At 63.1% G+C, this 17,329-nt stretch carries 13 protein-coding genes and 1 tRNA gene; 9 read left to right on the top strand and 5 right to left on the bottom strand.

Annotation, left to right across the window (positions count from 1 at the left end; translation table 11 throughout):
* Positions 1-16 precede the first annotated feature (16 nt).
* On the bottom strand, positions 17-946 hold the full coding sequence (locus tag ACQY4S_RS10440; protein ID WP_428485134.1) for a 3-hydroxyacyl-CoA dehydrogenase: 930 nt from the start codon (positions 944-946) through the stop codon (positions 17-19).
* An 86-nt stretch (positions 947-1,032) separates the two neighbouring features.
* On the opposite strand from ACQY4S_RS10440, the gene ACQY4S_RS10435 reads away from it, so the two are divergent.
* Together ACQY4S_RS10435 and ACQY4S_RS10430 are read left to right on the top strand one after the other, a co-directional pair.
* Positions 1,033-2,022, top strand: a complete 990-nt coding sequence (locus ACQY4S_RS10435) for a D-2-hydroxyacid dehydrogenase family protein (RefSeq protein WP_428485133.1) — start codon at positions 1,033-1,035, stop codon at positions 2,020-2,022.
* Between the two features lie 67 nt (positions 2,023-2,089).
* Positions 2,090-3,070 carry a D-2-hydroxyacid dehydrogenase gene (locus ACQY4S_RS10430; RefSeq protein WP_428485132.1) on the top strand — a complete coding sequence of 327 codons (981 nt, stop codon included), beginning with the start codon at positions 2,090-2,092 and terminating at the stop codon, positions 3,068-3,070.
* 59 nt (positions 3,071-3,129) lie between these two features.
* Here the strand turns inward: ACQY4S_RS10430 and ACQY4S_RS10425 are convergent, their stop codons facing one another.
* Together ACQY4S_RS10425 and ACQY4S_RS10420 are read right to left on the bottom strand one after the other, a co-directional pair.
* Complete coding sequence (locus ACQY4S_RS10425) at positions 3,130-3,918, bottom strand: cyclase family protein (protein ID WP_428485131.1); 789 nt, start codon at positions 3,916-3,918, stop codon at positions 3,130-3,132.
* Positions 3,918-4,820 (bottom strand): dioxygenase, encoded by a 903-nt coding sequence (locus tag ACQY4S_RS10420; RefSeq protein ID WP_428485130.1) that lies wholly within the window; start codon positions 4,818-4,820, stop codon positions 3,918-3,920. Before ACQY4S_RS10420 ends, ACQY4S_RS10425 begins: the two co-directional genes overlap by 1 nt.
* 115 nt (positions 4,821-4,935) lie before the next feature.
* Here ACQY4S_RS10420 and ACQY4S_RS10415 point away from each other — a divergent pair, with 115 nt between their 5' ends.
* From ACQY4S_RS10415 to ACQY4S_RS10395, 5 genes are all read left to right on the top strand, one after another.
* Positions 4,936-6,186, top strand: a complete 1,251-nt coding sequence (locus ACQY4S_RS10415) for an amino acid ABC transporter substrate-binding protein (RefSeq protein WP_428485129.1) — start codon at positions 4,936-4,938, stop codon at positions 6,184-6,186.
* 266 nt (positions 6,187-6,452) lie between these two features.
* Positions 6,453-7,337, top strand: a complete 885-nt coding sequence (locus ACQY4S_RS10410; protein WP_428486256.1) for a pyruvate, water dikinase regulatory protein — start codon at positions 6,453-6,455, stop codon at positions 7,335-7,337.
* Positions 7,338-7,391: 54 nt separating this feature from the next.
* Positions 7,392-7,468: transfer RNA gene (locus ACQY4S_RS10405), tRNA-Pro, on the top strand.
* 715 nt (positions 7,469-8,183) lie between these two features.
* Positions 8,184-11,678 (top strand): cellulase family glycosylhydrolase, encoded by a 3,495-nt coding sequence (locus ACQY4S_RS10400; protein WP_428485128.1) that lies wholly within the window; start codon positions 8,184-8,186, stop codon positions 11,676-11,678.
* Between the two features lie 1,216 nt (positions 11,679-12,894).
* Positions 12,895-13,548: a hypothetical protein gene (locus ACQY4S_RS10395; RefSeq protein ID WP_428485127.1), complete on the top strand. Its 654-nt coding sequence runs from the start codon at positions 12,895-12,897 to the stop codon at positions 13,546-13,548.
* 105 nt (positions 13,549-13,653) lie between these two features.
* On the opposite strand, the gene ACQY4S_RS10390 is transcribed toward ACQY4S_RS10395, so the two are convergent.
* Positions 13,654-14,847: an acyl-CoA dehydrogenase family protein gene (locus tag ACQY4S_RS10390; protein ID WP_428485126.1), complete on the bottom strand. Its 1,194-nt coding sequence runs from the start codon at positions 14,845-14,847 to the stop codon at positions 13,654-13,656.
* Between the two features lie 185 nt (positions 14,848-15,032).
* Between ACQY4S_RS10390 and ACQY4S_RS10385 the strand changes: the two genes are divergently transcribed.
* The gene (locus ACQY4S_RS10385; RefSeq protein ID WP_428485125.1) at positions 15,033-15,977 is read left to right on the top strand and encodes a glycosyltransferase family 9 protein; all 945 of its coding nucleotides are present in this window, start codon (positions 15,033-15,035) and stop codon (positions 15,975-15,977) included.
* On the opposite strand, the gene ACQY4S_RS10380 is transcribed toward ACQY4S_RS10385, so the two are convergent.
* Positions 15,908-16,762 (bottom strand): helix-turn-helix transcriptional regulator, encoded by an 855-nt coding sequence (locus ACQY4S_RS10380; RefSeq protein ID WP_428485124.1) that lies wholly within the window; start codon positions 16,760-16,762, stop codon positions 15,908-15,910. The genes ACQY4S_RS10385 and ACQY4S_RS10380 overlap by 70 nt on opposite strands.
* 46 nt (positions 16,763-16,808) lie before the next feature.
* Here ACQY4S_RS10380 and ACQY4S_RS10375 point away from each other — a divergent pair, with 46 nt between their 5' ends.
* The gene (locus ACQY4S_RS10375; protein WP_428485123.1) at positions 16,809-17,285 is read left to right on the top strand and encodes a MaoC family dehydratase; all 477 of its coding nucleotides are present in this window, start codon (positions 16,809-16,811) and stop codon (positions 17,283-17,285) included.
* Positions 17,286-17,329: the final 44 nt, after the last annotated feature.

Genomic DNA, 17,329 nt, shown 5'->3' with positions numbered 1-17,329 from the left:
TCGGGTTAACATCAGGTTAGTCCGGCTGCGCCGCCTTGTGCGCCAGCAGCGCCATCAGCCGTCGATCCCGCCATTCCTGCCGCACCGGTTGCATGTTGACGGGGAACTCCGCTCGCATGGCGGTATGCAGACGGTCCACCAGCGTCTTGTCCCAGTCCAGCGGGGTCATCTGCCGCTGCATGGCGGCATACAGCGGGCCGTAGCGATTGCAGTAATCCGCCAGACCGCCAGGGGCGTTCAGATCGATTGTCTCCAGCGGACCCATGAAGCTCCAGCGCAAGCCCAGCCCGTGCTTGACCAAGGCGTCCAGATCGGCCGGGGAAACGACGTCCTCGGCGAGCAGACGGAAAGCCTCCGCCAGCAACGCGCCTTGCAACCGGTTGAGGGCAAAGCCGTCGATTTCCTTGTTTACCGTGGCGGGAACCTGGCCGGCGCTGATCATCAAGTCGCGCGTGCGCCCAGTTATCGCCGGGTCGGTCCAGGGCGCCGGGCAGATTTCCACCAGCGGCACCAGATAGGGTGGGTTCACCGGGTGGGCGATCAGGCAGCGGGCGCGGGTCTTGAGGTTTTCCGTAAAGGCGCTGGCGGGGATGCCGGAGGACGACGACGCGATCACCGCGTCCAGGCGAGCGGCGCGTTCCAGTTCGGTAAAGATGGTCTGCTTGACGGGCACGCGCTCCGGCCCGTTTTCCTGGATGTATTCGGCGTCGCGCACCGCTTCCCACATCGATTGCAGCGGGCGGATGCGGCCGAGGACGGTTCGCGGTTCGTCGGCGAGCAGGCCGGCGTCGTGAAGTTCCGGCAGGCGGTCGGCGATGTAGGTCATGGCCTGGGTGACCTGCAGCGGGAACTGGTCCCACAGCGTCACGTCGAAACCGGCCCGGGCGAAAACGATGGCCCAGGCCCTGCCGATCAGCCCGGCCCCGATGACGGCGACATTGGTCATGTTCGGTTCTCCCTTCACCGACGGCGGCTTGCGCGATCGGCGCTTGATTGTCACGTTCCGTGCCAGGATTGCAGGAGGAAACGTCAATGAGCAACCTGACCCGGGTGGCGGTGCTGGATGACTGGCAGGGCGTGGCGCGCGGCGCCGCGGACTGGATGCCGCTGACCGCGCGGGCGGCGGTAGTGTTCTTCAGCGAGGCGTTCGCTGATCAGGACGATGCCGCGGCGAAGCTGGCGGATTTCGACATCGTGCTGTCGATGCGGGAGCGGACGCCACTGCCGGCTGCTCTGATCAACCGGCTGCCAAAGCTGCGGATGTTGGGCATGACGGGCGCGCGGAACCTGTCCCTGGATACGGCGGCCTGCACCGCCCGAGGCATTCCGGTGTGCTGCACGCAGGGCGGCGGCTACAACGACTCGGCGACGGCCGAACTGGCACTGGGACTGCTGATCGCGGCGGCGCGCGGGCTGGCGGTCGGGGATGCGGTGATCCGTACCGGCGGATTCCAGATGGGCGTGCCGGTCGGCATCGGCCTGGCCGGCAAGACCCTCGGCGTGCTCGGTCTCGGCAGGCTCGGCGGCTACATGACAGCTTACGCCAAGGCGCTGCGAATGAACGTGATCGCCTGGAGCCAGAACCTGACAGCGGAAAAAGCAGCGGCGGCGGGGGCTGTCCTGGTCCCGAAGGATGAACTGATGGCGACGGCGGATGCGATCAGCATCCACATGGTGCTGTCCGAGCGCAGCCGTGGACTTGTAGGGCGGGACGATATCGCGCGGATGAAGCCGGGCGCGATCCTGGTGAACACGTCGCGCGGCCCGATCATCGATGAAGCGGCGATGCTGGAGGCACTCCAGGCCGGGCGGATCGTCGCGGCACTGGATGTGTATGACCGGGAGCCCTTGCCGGTGGACCATCCGTTGCGCTCGGCCCCGAATACGGTGCTAAGCCCGCATCTGGGGTATTGCGTGAAGGAGACGTGGGACGGGTTCTACCCGCAGATGATCGAGAACGCACTGGCATTCATGGATGGAAAGCCGGTTCGGGTGACGAATCCGGAAGTTTTAACGAAGTAACGTTAACCGGCGAACATGTGATTGCCGGAATGCGGCAATCTGTGCCGCTTACCGTGAGAGGTCCAGAATGACCAGCACCAACGCCTTTACTTTCCTGATGCTTCCGCCGCAGACCGACCTGACCCGTCAGTGGGCGAGGCGACTGGCGGAACTCGTTCCCGCCATGAACCTTATCGTTGCCGAAGACGCCGAAACGGCTGCCGCCGCGATACCAACAGCCGATGCGGCCTTTGGTACGCTGCCGGCGGAGCTTTTGGCGAAGGCGAAGAGCCTGCGCTGGCTGCAGGCGCCCCAGGCGGCGCCGCCAGCGGGCTATTATTATCCGGAACTGGTGGCGCACGGGCTGACCGTCACCAACTTCCGGGAAATCTACAACGACCATATCAGTGCCCATATCCTGGCCTTCGTGCTGGCGTTCGCCCGTGGCCTGCACGTCTTTATCCCCCAGCAGCTCCGCCATGAATGGAAGAAGCCGCCGGAGGATCAGGGCGTGGTCCCGCTGCCTGGTTCCACTGCCCTGATCGTCGGCCTGGGCGGCATCGGCGCCGAGACTGCACGTCTGCTGTCCGCCTTCGGCATGCATGTCCTGGCGGTGGATGCCCGCCGGACCGACAAACCCGACCATGTTGATGAACTCCATCCGGCCGACGCGCTCGACACGGTGCTGCCGCGCGCCGACTTCGTCATCCTGACCGTGCCGCACACGCCGGCCACCGAGGGCTTCTTCAATCGCGCGCGGTTTTCCTTGATGAAGCCGACGGCTTTCTTTATCAACATCGGTCGCGGCCTGACGACAAAGCTGGACGACCTGGTCGCCGCGCTGAAGGCCGGGACGATCGCTGGCGCTGCCTTGGATGTCTACGAGCAGGAACCGTTGCCGCCCAACCATCCGCTGTGGGGCCTGCCGAACGTGCTGCTGACGCCGCACATGGCCGGCTATGGCCCGCATCTGAACGAGCGGCGGTTTCAGATCATTCAGGACAACTGCCGTGCCTTCGCTGAAGGCAGGCCGCTGCGCAACGTCGTGGACAAGGCGACCTGGTTCTGACCCGGCCGGCGCCGCTTTAACACGACGCCGGCATGGGTGACGTCATCCGCCGGTTGGTGTCACTCGCTGAAAACCGCCACGGCCCGGGTCCACCCGGCCGAAGCCCGATGCACCTTCACCGGGAAACACACCACCTCGAACCCGTTCGCCGGCAGGTCGGGAAGGTTGCCCAGCTTTTCCATCTGGAAATAGCCGATCTCCCGTCCGGCACGGTGACCCTCCCAGATCAGGCCGGCGTCCCCGGTCGCCTTCACCTTTTCCCGCGTAAAGGAGAACGGGGCGTCCCAGCTCCAGGCATCGGTGCCGACCACGCGCACGCCGCGTTCCAGCAGCCAGAGCGTCGCCGCCTTGCCCATGCCGCAGCCGGTATCGACGAAGTCGTCTTCGCCATACCGGGCACCCGCGGCGGTGTTGACGATGACGATCTCCAGCGGGCGCAGTTCATGGCCGATGCGCTTCAACTCCGCCTCCACATCGCCCGCCGTCGCCACGTAGCCATCCGGCAGATGCCGGAAATCCAGCTTCACGCCGGGCTGGAAGCACCAGTCCAGCGGTACCTCGTCGATCCGCCAGGACGGTTCGCCACCCGGCTTCAGGGCGTGGTTCATGGTGGAGAAGAAATGGTACGGCGCGTCCATGTGCGTGCCGTTATGCGTGCTGATCTCCGCCCGTTCGACCGCCGCGTATTCACCATCGGGAAGCTGATCGACCTGCACGCCCATGTAGTCCGCCATCGCGGGCGCGGTCTGATGGTGATCCATGTAATCGATCCGCGGCAGCATATGCGGCGGATCGCTGCGGATCCCCGCCTTCAGCGGCGAGGAGATATCCACGAGCCGCCGCGGCATCACTCGGCCGCCTTCATTAGCCTGGTCGGATCGGCGCCCACGCGTCCGCTTTCGCCTGGTGCCTCGGCGGCCAGGCGGAAATCATAATGCACCGCGCGCAGGCCGGGAACCGGAGAGGCCGGATCGATTGTGGCCTCCACCACCAGGGATCTCGACACGCCGAACACCGTGTCGGAGTCGATATTCGGATCGTCGCCAAAATAGAGCGCGGTGACCAGCTCACGGTGCCCATCGGCACTGATCAGGCAGTGGATGTGCGACGGCCGCATGCCATGGCGATTTTGCAGCTTGACCAGTTCGCCAACCGGCCCGTCCATCGGGATCGAGTAGCCCAGCGGCCGGACGGTGCGGAAATGGTAGCGGCCGTCGGCATCCGTTCGAAAGATGCCGCGCATGTCCATGCTTTCGCCGTGGCGTTCCTGCAGGTCATAGAGACCGCGCTCGCTGGTCTGCCAGACCTGGATCACCGCGCCGGGGAGCGGCGTGCCGTCGTTGTCGCTGACCTGGCCATAGACCACGATCTCCTCGGCGGTGGGATGCTCGACGATCTGTGCGCCATTCGGCAGATCCGGTGCGCCTTCCCGGAAGAACGGACCCAGCAGGCTGCTCTGGCTGCCAAGCTCGCGCGCCTTCTTGTCGTGCAGGGCGTTGACCACGGCGCTGAGGCCCAGCACGTCGGACAGCAGGATAAATTCCTGCCGCAGTGGCGTGCAGGCCTGGCCGACCGCGGTCATGAACTGGATGCCGGTCAGCCATTCCTCCGGAGTCAGGTTCACCTCACGCGCGAAGGCGTGCAGATGGCGGACCGCCCCGTCGGCGATCTGCTTTAGCCGCGGGTTCTCGGTGCCGGCCATCTGCGCCAGCGCGACGTCGGTGACGGTCAATTCGTCCAGATCCTGCATGGTATGGCTCCCTTGGTTCCCTCGGCCGCATCATAGGTGGAAACCGCCCGGCTTTGCCACCCGTGGCGCGCTGCCATAGGATGCCGGCAAGAAATCACGCAGGGGGAAGGCTATCATGCTCAAATGGCTGGGGGCGGCGCTGCTTGCCGTCACGATCACGTTCGCCGCCGCGCCGGCAGCGCGCGCCGCCGACCCGATCACCATCGGCTTCGGCATGGCGCTGACCGGCGGTCTGGCGCCGAACGGCAAGGCCGCGCTGCTGGCGATGCAGATCTGGGAGCAGACGGTGAACGCCAAAGGCGGCATCCTCGGGCGGCCGGTCAAGCTGGTTTATTACGACGACCAGTCCAATCCCGCCACGGTGCCGGGCATCTACACCAAGCTGCTGGATGTCGACAAGGTCGATATCGTGGTCAGCGGCTACGCCACCAACATGGTCGCCCCGGCGATGCCGGTGATCATGCAGCACAAGCGGACGTTCCTCGGCCTGCTGGCCCTGGCGGCGAACAGCGAGTTCAACTACCCAAATTATTTCTCCATCGCGCCGACCGGCGGATCTCATCCGAAGCAGGCCTTCTCCAAGGGCTTCTTCGACGTCGCGATGGCGCAGACGCCGAAACCCGCAACGCTGGCCATCGTCGGCGCCGATGCCGAGTTCCCGCGTAACGCGATCGAAGGCGCGCGGGAACTTGCCAGGCAAGCCGGCCTGAAGATCGTCTATGACAGGTCCTATCCACCCAGTACGGCGGATTACACGCCGATCGTGCGGGCGATCCAGGCGGCCAATCCGGATCTGGTGTTCGTCGCCTCCTACCCACCCGATACGGTGGGCATGATCCGCGCCGCCAGCGAGGTCGGGTTGAAGGCCAAGCTGTTCGGTGGCGGCATGGTCGGGTTGCAGGCGACCGCCATCAAGACACAGTTGGGCCCGCTGCTGAACGGCATCGTTGATTACGACTTCTGGCTTCCGATCGGACCCTATGCCACGCCGGAGGCTCTGGATTTCCTCAAGCTCTACCAGTCTAAGGCGGCCGCCGCCGGGGTCGATCTGCTGGGCTTCTACCTGCCACCCTTCGCCTACTCGGACATGCAGGTGCTGCAAGCGGCAATCGAGGGGACAAAAAGCCTCGATCAGCAGAAACTGGCGGATTATCTACGGTCGCACACGTTCCATACGCTGGCCGGCGATATCACCTTCGGCGCGAACGGCGAGTGGACCGAGGCCCGGGTGCTGGAAGTGCAGTTCCAGAACGTGAAAGGCAACGATGTCGATCAGTTCAAGGACCCGAAAGTCGAGGTCGTGCTGTCTCCGCCAACGCTCAAGGATGGAGCAATGATCTATCCCTATTCCAATGCGCGAAACTAAGGCTTTTCCGCTGTCCGTGGCACATGCGGCGGCGGAACCGTGCGTCGTTTACACATTGTCGTGCGCAGTGCCGCCTGGTGGAGCCAAACCTGTCGCCTGGGCGTCGTGGCACCACGATTGATCCCATTCGTTAGTTCCAGCTAGAGCCATTTTATCCGCAAGACGCTTTTGCTGACTCTGTTTGGGATCTGCGGCTGACGATGGTCTGAGGTTGAAGTCCGCGCATGGCAGGTGGCGAAAAGCTGCAACCGGTCTATGGTCCCGGCATGGACACGGACCGCATCAACCTCCATCTGGTTTCGGACGCCACCGGGGAAACCCTGAATTCCATCGCCAGGGCAACGACCGTGCAGTTCGAACATGCGCAGATCATGCACCACAGGTGGAGCCTGATCCGCACACGCTTTCAGCTTCATCGCGTGCTGGAGGGGATCGAGGCCGAACCGGGTCCGGTTCTGTCGACGCTGGTGGACAGGGCGTTGCGCGCGGAACTCGAGACAACGTGCGGACGGTTGAATGTGCAGGTGGTCAACGTCCTCGACCCCGTGATGAACGTTCTGCAGGCGTGCATCGGGACGCAGGCCGCGGCGCGTCCGGGGCGGCAATATGTGCTCAATGCCGACTATTTCTCCCGCATTGACGCGATGCACTATGTGCTGGCGCATGATGACGGTCAGGCTCAGCCGGGACTGGCGGAGGCGGACGTCGTGCTGGTGGGGGTTTCGCGCAGCTCGAAGACGCCGACCTGCTTCTATCTGGCGAACCGCGGCATCAAGGCGGCCAACGTGCCGCTGGTGCCGAACCTGACGGAACCGCTTGGGCTGTCCGATGTCAAATGCCCGGTCATCGGCCTGACGCTGGCACCGGAAGCGCTGATCGACATCCGCCGCCACCGCTTGCGCCTGATTGGCGGCGGCGGACAGACCGGCCCGATGCGGCAGGACAGTTCCGAATACGTCGACGAGGACGCCGTCAAGGCCGAACTTCTCTGGGCTCGGCGTTTCTGCAACGCCCGCGGCTGGCCGACAATCGATGTGACCCGTCGATCAATCGAGGAGACGGCGGCGACGGTGTTGCAATTAATAGAGGCTTGGCACGACCGTCAGGCGAAGGCAGCCCAATCCGGTCCGGTCCATCAATCCGGGGCATGATGAGTAAACCACCTTGCCGGGTGGGCGGGGTGCGGCTATATGGCGGCGCTCGGTCGGAGTGTAGCTCAGCCTGGTAGAGCACTGTGTTCGGGACGCAGGGGCCGGAGGTTCGAATCCTCTCACTCCGACCAATGCAATTAACAAGCTAGATGTTGCCAGCGTAGCTTATCCGAGACGCTGGGGTCGGGTTGTTAGAGTACCGGCGGCGCCGATCGCTCTAGTCCGGACAGGTCGCATCTCGGTGTTCCGCATCTTCCAGCCGCCAAAAGCCCCGCATGGATGCCTGGTGGACTAGGTCCAGCCGTTTGCCGCCAAGGTTGTGACGCCAGCGACCCACTACCTCGACCTGTTCAGCGATGAAACCCGCGACCAGGCTGCGCCGGCCCCGCCGGTCGGAAATTACCCATCCGCGTCCCCTCGCCGCGGCAGGCGCACTTGAAACAGACATCCCAATGATCTTGTCACCTTGGGCTGCCGCGTCGGCGGACAACCTTGGTTGCCAGGCGGCCGCCATGTTGCGCACTCACATGGATTCTAAGTTATTTTCTGCAATAATAGAGAAATCTGCGCATTAAAATTTGTATTCAGAATAATAACTATATTGTATCATAATATGCAGATCTGGAAGATAGGAGCTATAAATTAGATTCATATTATGAATACAAAACGAATTACACATTCGAATGCGGAAAGGCCACCAAAAATGCGTAAAATGGATCGCGAAGCGGATACGAAACATCCTGCAATCGCTACATTTCGCACATGCGATCATCACAAAGTCGTGTTGACCGTCCTCACACCTACGTGAAATCAATGGCTCCCAGATCACATCTTCGGGAGCATTTTATGACCTCTACCACTCAAGCAAGCGCCTCCAGCCACGGCAGTTCTCTGCTTCCCCCAGGCTACTTGAGCACCAGCGGCGGCCAGATCATGGCGGCGAACGGCACTGCGGTCACCCTGGAGTCGATCGCATGGTTCGGCACGGAGGGACCCTCCGGCAGTTCGCTCGGCGGTCTCTCCACCAACAATCCGTCCGACCCTGCCACCGCAGCGCAAATTACATCATACCTGACGAATATCGCCAACGAAGGCTTTAACACGGTTCGCATTCCATGGTCGGATGTCAACCTGCAGGCGGCACTTCCGCTGCTCCAGGCCGTTGTCGCCGAAGCTGGCACGCTCGGTCTCAGGATCATCTTCGACCACCACGACAACAATGGTCATTGGTCGCAACAGGGTAACGGTCTCTGGTTTGACAGCGGCCCGGGCTCCGACGGAACAGACGGCAATGGCGACACCGGAACCATAACCGCCGCGCAATTTCAGGCCGACAGCGTCACCCTGGCGAAGACCTTCGCCGGCAACAGCACGGTTGCCGGCTTCGATCTCGACAACGAGCCGTTCCTCTCCTCCAGCAACGGCGTGAATTGGGGTGGCGGCGGTCCGACCGACATCCAAGCGATGTACAACACCGTTGGTTCAGCGGTGGAAGCCGCCGATCCTGGCGCCTTGATCATCGCGGAAGGTCCGCAGAACTGGACCGGCACTCTGCTCAATGGCAAGAGCGGCCTTGCAAGTGAAGGCGATCTGTCGGAGGCGGCGGCAAAGCCGGTCACGCTGACAGTCAACGGCAGCACGGTCGCCAACAAGGTGGTCTATTCGGTGCACGAGTATCCGTCGACGATCGGCGGCGAGCCGGTGGATTCCGGCTCCGCCTACATCGCGCAGATGAACGCGGCCTGGGGCTATCTCGAGGCTCAGAACATCGCGCCGGTCTGGATTGGCGAGATGGGCGGTTCGCTGGATTCGACCGGCGTTGACAGCAGCTCAGCCAGCAACCTGGCAAATGAACAAGCCTGGGCGGCCACCATCGTGCCTTACCTAAACGGCCAGGACGCCGCGCAAGGCGGTCCCAGCGTCAAGACCGGGTTCGACTGGTGGGCCAGCGGGACAAATCTCGGCTACGATCCGGATGAATACAACTCTGGTCCCAATGGGGCGGTTCAGCCAGGACAGCAGGCCGTCGTCAGCCAGCTGCTGACCTACATCAATTCAACGCCCGCCACCGGTCCTTCCAGCTCCACCCCTTCGTCAAACGATACCGTCGTGCTCGCCGGGTCATCCGCGGGCATCACTGACACCAGCGGACACACCTGGACCATCACCAACGGTGGACAGGTCGCGGTCAATGGCACCGCCGACACCACGACCGCCAGTGTCATCGAACTCGCCTACGTCAACGGGACAATCTGGCAGGAGAACGCGTCCAAGCTTTGGTGGGGTGAGACATCGCCGAACAGCGCCTGGTCCCCATCAGCCGGGACCGCGACCAGCCCGCTGCCACCGATCCCGGTGAAGCCAGCGCCCAGCCTGAATGACACGGTGGTGATGGCTGGCTCGACCGCGCCAATCATTGACGCCAGCGGCAACGCTTGGACGATTACCAGCGGCGCGCAGGTCGCGGTGAATGGAGTCGCCGACACGGCAACCGGCACGGTTGCCGAACTGGCCTATGTGAATGGAACAATCTGGCAGGAGAACACGGCCAATCTCTGGTGGGGTGAAACAACCCCCAGTGCCGCGTGGGCGGGGACGTCAGGAACCGCCACCAGCCCGCTGCCGGCGAGCGGGACAATCAGGGTTTACGGTGCGGCCAACAGCGGCGTGATCACCCTGGGTTCCGCCAACGCCCTGGTCTACCTCGGCGGCGCTGGAGAGACGGTGGACGGCGGCAGCGGCAACGCCGCCTTCTATGTGACCGCAGCCACGATCGGCGCGACGATCACCGGCGGCAGCGGGTCGAACACGTTGGACGTGCAAGGCGGCGGCGGTGCCACGATGGGCACCAACATCACTGGCGTGCAGAGCGTGTTTCTGGACGATGCCGCGTACAACTTTGTTGCCAACAGCACGGCGGCGCTGGCGATCCACGCCGGCGCCGGCACTGATACGGTAACATTGGGCGCCGCGTCGCAGGCGGTATTCGGGTCAGGCGGAAGTCTGACAGTGCAGGCAACAGCAGCCAATGCCGGAGCGGTGATCCATGCCGGCAGTGGCGCCGTGACCTTGGCGGTCACGACAGCCGGCACGGTTGCGGTCGCCAGCGCGGACAGCCACATCACGCTGCAGCTTGCCGCGGCGGACACGCTGGTGCTGCCGGCCAACACGTCAATCGTGATTGATGGTAGTGCCACCGGCGGCGACAATGTTCTCGTGACCGACGGCATCCTGCGCGGCGGCCAAAGTTTCACCGGCAGCGGAACCAACACGCTGCTGCTGCAAGGCGCCGGCCTGTTCAACCTGAGCGCGCCCGCGACCTTGACGGGGATCGGGATGGCGAACGCGACGGGCGCGGCGGCGGGTCAGACACAGTCGATTACCCTGCGCGCCGGCCTGGATTTGACGTTGAACGTGCTGGATGCCGCGGCCGTGACTGTGCGGGGCGCAGCCAACAACGACGTGATCAATCTCGGCGCGGGAAACAGCGCGGTCTTCCTTGGGGGCGCCGGCGAGACGGTCAGTGGCGGCAGCGGCACGGATATCTACTACGTGACGGCTGCCACGATGAGTGCCACCATCAGCGGCGGCAGCGGGTCGAACACACTGCACGTGCAAGGCGGCGGAAGCGCGGTGATGGGTGCCAATGTCACCGGCATACCCACTATTGATCTGGACAACGCCGCAAGCAGCTACAGCTTTGTTGCCAGCACTACGGCGGGACTGGCGATCCATGCCAGCACCGGCAACGACTCGATTACCGTGGGCGCGGCGTCGCAAACGGTCTTTGGGTCCAGCGGCAGCCTGACCATAAAGGCCACCGCGACAACGGCCGGGGCGGCGATCCACACCGGCAGCGGCGGGGCAACCCTGCAGTTGACGACAGGCGGCGCGGCCACGCTGAATGCCGCCGACACCAACCTGACGGTGACGCTTGCGGCGGCGACAAACCTGAACCTCGGAGCATTGTCGTTCATCACCGCGATCGGCACGGCAGCCGGCGGCAGCAGCATTACCGCGGGCGGCGCCAGGCAGACGCTGGAAAGCACCGGCGGAAAGGATACCCTGACGGGTTCATCAAGCTTTGGTGATACATTCCTCGGAACCGCCGCTGGCCTTGCGGGCGATACCATCGCGAACTTTGGTGGCAGCGATGTGATTGACATCACCGATCTGGCGGCCGCCACGCTCAAGCCGCTGGTGTTCAACGCTTCGACGGACGCACTCACCGTCGCCGACGGCACACACGGCGTCACACTGACCATGAGCGGCAACTATACCCTGGCCAGCTTCACGGCGACGAGCGACGGTCATACAGGGGTGTTGCTGAAGTTCGTTTAAGGGTCACTGCCAAGAAGACACGAATATCAGAGGATTACTGCAGGTCGCATTTACAACTGAGTAACGGACAAGGCAGTGAATGCGACCTGCCGCGTCCTTAACCAGTAGACCTGTGTCGCACGGAGTGCTGGATTTTGCTGCTGGTCGCTACCCGCCTCATGGCTAGCGTATTCGCGAACCGAGATGTGACCCGGACAGCGGCCAGCAGCAACAACTTCTTAGTGCTTGTTATCTACGCATGGAGCAGCGCAAGCCGAATCCTGGAGGACCAGCAACCAAGGACCTGACGAAAATTCCGGATACGCCAAGTCATGACGGGAAAAACGCGTGTCGGCTCAAGCCTATTCGGCACGTCGACAATTCAGCCTCCTGTTTCTGTATTCGACGTCTGCTTGCTTTCGAATGATCCAAGGCATTGGGCTGAAAATGTCCGATCCACCATCCGTCACAGGCGCACGACTGTTGTTTTACTGGGCTTCCGTCTCAATCTTTCCAGGATTTAGTGCCTGGAAGCGAGAGAAGGTATCAGGCTCAGCGGGGCCGTCTCGCTGCCTCGTCGAGACTCGTGCGCATTGCCTCGGGGCTTCTTACTTGATCGTTTGCCCCTGCCATCGGATCATTCGGACCACCAATGCCGCTTGTCCTGCCGCCCGTCTTCTGATGACTACGAGTTGAAACAAAGTTCCAGACGCCAAAGGCGATCAGTGCTAAGAAAGTGGCGAACGCAAGGATAAACAAAGGGTGCATTGCGAGCCTCCATTCAAGGCGGTTGAAAAGGTCTTGCCGGAGACTGCAACGCAGGCACCGGAGGGAACAGCCAAGCGGGCTGGCAAATTTTTTTCAACAAAACCGTGATCGCTTCAATGCTGCAATTCCGGAGGTCATCATACCTGCCGGAAGCTGCCAGACAGATCAGGCCCACCTCGTCTAGCGCGGCTTATCATTAATCGATGGTGACGGCGAAATGCCTATGGCCACGCCTGCTGCATAAGTTTTGGTACTGCCCTGCAGCATTATGATCCGCACTGTAGGTCCATCTAAGCACCCTTCAAAGCCGGATATACCGCCTAGGGTGGCCCAAGTAATGCTGCACTATCGTAACGATCCGCTAATCGACATGATAACCTAGGCGCTGACGTCAGTAACACATCCCTCATCATGGACAATATTCATACCGCGGACTTTCAGTCCGCGAGACAGAAATTTGGAGAATGTGATGCATGACAACCCGGTTCATAGTTTCTTTCAGTTTCTAACCGGCCAACTCGGTGACCAAATGAGCGCCGGAGGCATGCGGTGGGTGACCGTGGTCTTGTACTGGTTGCTGCTTGTCGCGGGCATCGGCATTGCGGTCTTCAACCTGCGCCGTGACCCGGAACAGCGAACCGTTTCACATGTCTCTATCGCTGTCATGCGCTTCCTGGGTGCTGGCATGTTCTATGTCGGCTCGCTTTGGAAGCTGCCGTTGCCGGTCTCGGCGGGCTTTCAGTTCTGGATGGAAAACACCATCAAGTTCACGGCGTGGAAGTGGCACGGTGATCTGATGCAGCTATTTCTTGACCATATTACGATTGCCGCCCCACTGGTCTACCTTATGGAAGTCGGGATCGCGGCGTCGCTGATGCTGGGATTCATGGTGCGGCTGTCCGCAACCGTGGGTGCCTTGTTCATCCTTAATCTGATGATTGGGCTGTTCAACGACCCGAGCGAATGGGTCTGGACCTATGTCGGGCTGATCTGCGCGTATGGGATGTTCGCTGCGGCGCAGGCGGGCCGTAGCCTGGGCCTGGACAACGTGATCGCAAAACGAATGCTGCCTGTCTTCAGCGAGAACGAAAGCTTGGTTCGCGCCATTCGCTGGGCTTCATAATGCATCGCCGTCATGGCAGGCGGGGCAAGACAATCTTGATCGCCGACGCGAAGAGACGGTGATTGCTTCACGTCGCTCGATATCAGAAGTCGCTGATCGGAAAGCTCAATACGAGCGCGGCATGCCGAGCACGTGTTGGCCTACATAGCCAAGGATGAGGTTGGTCGAGATCGGCGCGATCTGGTACAGCCTGACCTCCCGCCACTTCCGCTCGATCTCATATTCCCGCGCGAACGCAAAGCCGCCGAACGTCTGCATGCACGTGTCCGCCGCCTTCCAGGCGGCTTCCGATGCCAGCAGCTTGGCGATGTTCGCGTCCGCGCCGCATTCCTTGCCATCGTCGAACAACGCCGCAGCGCGCCGGCACACCATGTCCGCCGCCTCCAGCTCGGCCCAGGCGCGCGCGATCGGGAACTGCACCGCCTGGTTCCTGCCGATCGGCGCGCCGAACACGACGCGGTCATTGGCATACTGCGTGGCTTTCCGAACAAACCAGCGGCCGTCACCCACCGCCTCACTGGCAACCAGGATGCGTTCGGCGTTCATGCCGTCCAGGATGTAACGGAAGCCTTTGCCTTCCTCGCCGATCAGGCTGTCGGCGGGAATGCGGAAGTTGTCGAAGAACACCTCTGTCGTGTTGTGGTTGATCATCGCCTTGATCGGCCGCACCTCCAGCCCCGTCCCGGTGTTCTTCTCGCGCATGTCCAGCAGGAAGACGGACAGGCCGTCGCTGCGCTTCTTCACCTGATCCACCGGGGCGGTGCGCGCCAGCAGCAGCATCATGTCCGAATGCATCGCCCGCGAGGTCCAGACCTTCTGGCCGGAAATCAGGTAGGATTCGCCATCTCGCACCGCGCGCGTCTTCAGTTGCGTGGTGTCGGACCCGGTGGTCGGCTCAGTCACGCCGAACGCTTGCAGCCGGATGCGTCCGGCGGCGATCTCCGGCAGGTATTTCTGCTTCTGTGCCTCGCTGCCGTGCCGCAGCAGGGTGCCCATGATATACATTTGCGCATGGCCCTGGCTGGCGACACAGCCCGACGCGTTGATCTCCTCCAGGATCACCGCCGCGGCGCGAACAGGCAAGCCGGAACCGCCATATTCCTCCGGGATCAGCGCGCCCAGGAAGCCGGCGCGGGTAAGTTCATCGACGAATTCCGAGGGATAGGCTTCCTTGTCTTCCAGGCTGCTCCAATACGACCCGGGATAGCGCGCGCAAATCCTGCGGACCGAGTCGCGCAGTTCGGGATAGTCCTCGCCCACGGCGACCATGGTTTCCGCGACATGGCTTGCTTCGGACATGGACGCATCTCCTGCGGTTTGTTGGCGCGCACGCTGCCGGACCTTGGCCCACCGGTCAAACGCCTGCCAGACCGCCTTTGGCGTAACAATGCCGCCCGAAGACGGCCTGCCGCCCCGTCTGATTGGATGACTGACGTGTCGCCGACGTTCCGTGCGGTGCGATCTTGCTGTAATCCCTGCGAGCAATGAGAATCCTGTTCGTGACATCCACCCGGCTGGGCGACGCCGTCCTGTCCACCGGCCTGCTGGATCATCTCATCGCGGCGCATCCCGCTGCCCGAATTACTGTTGTCTGCGGACCGGTCGCCGAGGGCGTCTTCGCCCGTATGCCGAACCGGGAACGCACGATCATCCTGGCCAAGCGCAGCCTTGGCCGGCACTGGCCGCCGCTATGGGCCGAGACCGCGACGACGCTGTGGGACCTGGTCGTGGACATCCGCGGATCGGCGCTGTCCTGGCTGGTGCCGACGCGACGGCGGGCTGTCTTCCGACGAACGCAGGGGCCAAAGATCGCCCAGCTCGGCGCGATCCTAAACCTGTCGCCGCCGCCCCTGCCGGTCGCCTGGATCGGCGCGCCGGACCGCTTCTGGATCACGCAGCGGCTGCGAACCGGCAGACCAATCATTGCGCTTGCCCCGACGGCCAACTGGCAGCCGAAAGTCTGGCCGCCCGACCGCTTTGCCGCGGTGTTCAACCTGCTGTCCCACTCCTTCGCGACCGGCGCCGAGGCAGTCGTTCTCGGCGGTCCCGGTTCAGCGGAAGCCGCGATGGCGGCGCCGCTGCTGGCGGCCCTGCCGCGGGCGATCGATCTGGTCGGCAAACTCTCGCTGCCGGAGGTCGCGGCCTGCCTGGAGCGGTCTGCCCTGTTCATCGGCAACGACTCCGGCCTGATGCATCTGGCTGCGGCGGCTGGTGCGCCGACGATCGGCCTGTTCGGCCCCACTGACGCCGCCACCTACGCCCCGGCCGGCGCGAAGGCGGTCGCGGTTGAAGGACAAGGCGGCCACATGACGGCGATCTCCGTGCAACAGGTCGCCGCCGCCGCCGAAACCCTGTTGGCTCAAGGCCGTACGATCTTGATCAATGCTTCCAGCGTCGCCGCCACGTCCCGTCCAGTCGTATCAAGCTGAACGTCCGCCCGCGCATAAAGCGCCTCACGGCTTGCCAGGATGGCCCGCAGATCGTCCATCGACCGGCGGTTGTCGTGCATCGGCCGCAGGTCGCCCTGATCGATAACCCGTTGCATATGCGCCTCGGGTGAGGCTTTCACCCAAATGGTCAGGCACGCCTCCCGCAAGCGGGCGAAAGTGGCCGCTTCCGCGACGATGCCGCCGCCCGCTGCCAGCACCGCCGCCGGATGCGCCGCGATCAGCCGATCCAGCACGGTCCGCTCCATGCGGCGGAAGCCGGCCTGGCCGTGCAGTTCCATGATCTCCCCCAGGCCGAGACCCGCTTCCCGCTCGATCTCCTGATCCAGTTCCAGGAACGGCACGCCGATCCGCGGCGCCAGAAGGCGACCAAGGGTGGATTTGCCGGCACCGCGCAGGCCGATCAGGGCGATGCGGCGGCGGTAGCCTCCGGCGCGCCGCGCGTCGAGGGGAACCGGCGTCACCTCATCGTCCAGCAGCGCATGCAGATCGACATGCAGCGCGATGGCGAGCGAACGCAACAGCAGGATGGAGCCATTGCCGGTGCCGGATTCTACCGCCGAAATATAGCGCTCGGACACGCCCGACTGGTTCGCCAGGATGCGTCTGGTCATGCCGCGTCGCGTCCGCAGCAGCCGCATGCGCTGGCCCAGGGCCTGCAGGAACGCGTTGTCATCGGCCGGCTCGCTCATGACCTGGCAAGAAGACGGGACGAAGCGGTGGAACAGGTCCAGGACCCGGAAATTGGACCATTCATTGTCAGCCATCCTATCCCATGCTAGCCGCCCGATCGGCAACAGAGTGGCCTTCACCATGACCGATGTCTTTTCCATCCCCGCCGAAAATCGCCGCTTCGAGGATTACGCCGTCGGCGTCACCTACGACTGCGGCATGGTGACGATCACCGAGGACGACATCATCGCCTTCGCGTCCCGCTATGATCCGCAGGCGATGCATGTGGATTGTGCGCTGGCAGCCGAAGGCCCGTTCGGGGAGGTTATCGCCAGCGGCTGGCACACGGTTTCGCTCATGATGCGGCTGCTGGTGGACAACTATCTGCCGGCCAACGGCCTTGCCGCCCCCGGCATCGACGAACTGCGCTGGCCTCTGCCGGTGCGGCCAGGCGACGTGCTGACGCTGCACGTGACCGTGGAACAGACCAGACGCTCACGCAGCAAACCCGATCGCGGGTTACTGCACAGCCTGATAAGAGTGCTGAACCAGCGCGGCGAGGTGGTCATGACCATGAAGCCGATGAACCTCGTGCGTTGCCGCACGCCGGAGCCGTAGCATACTTCTATTTTGTAGGTCTGAAGAAACGAATTCTGTGCATC

The sequence above is a fragment of the Rhodopila sp. genome (assembly GCF_965276935.1).
In the GTDB taxonomy this organism is placed as follows: domain Bacteria; phylum Pseudomonadota; class Alphaproteobacteria; order Acetobacterales; family Acetobacteraceae; genus Rhodopila.
Note: the sequence above shows the minus strand (reverse complement) of the source record. Positions and strands in the feature narration are given on the sequence as shown.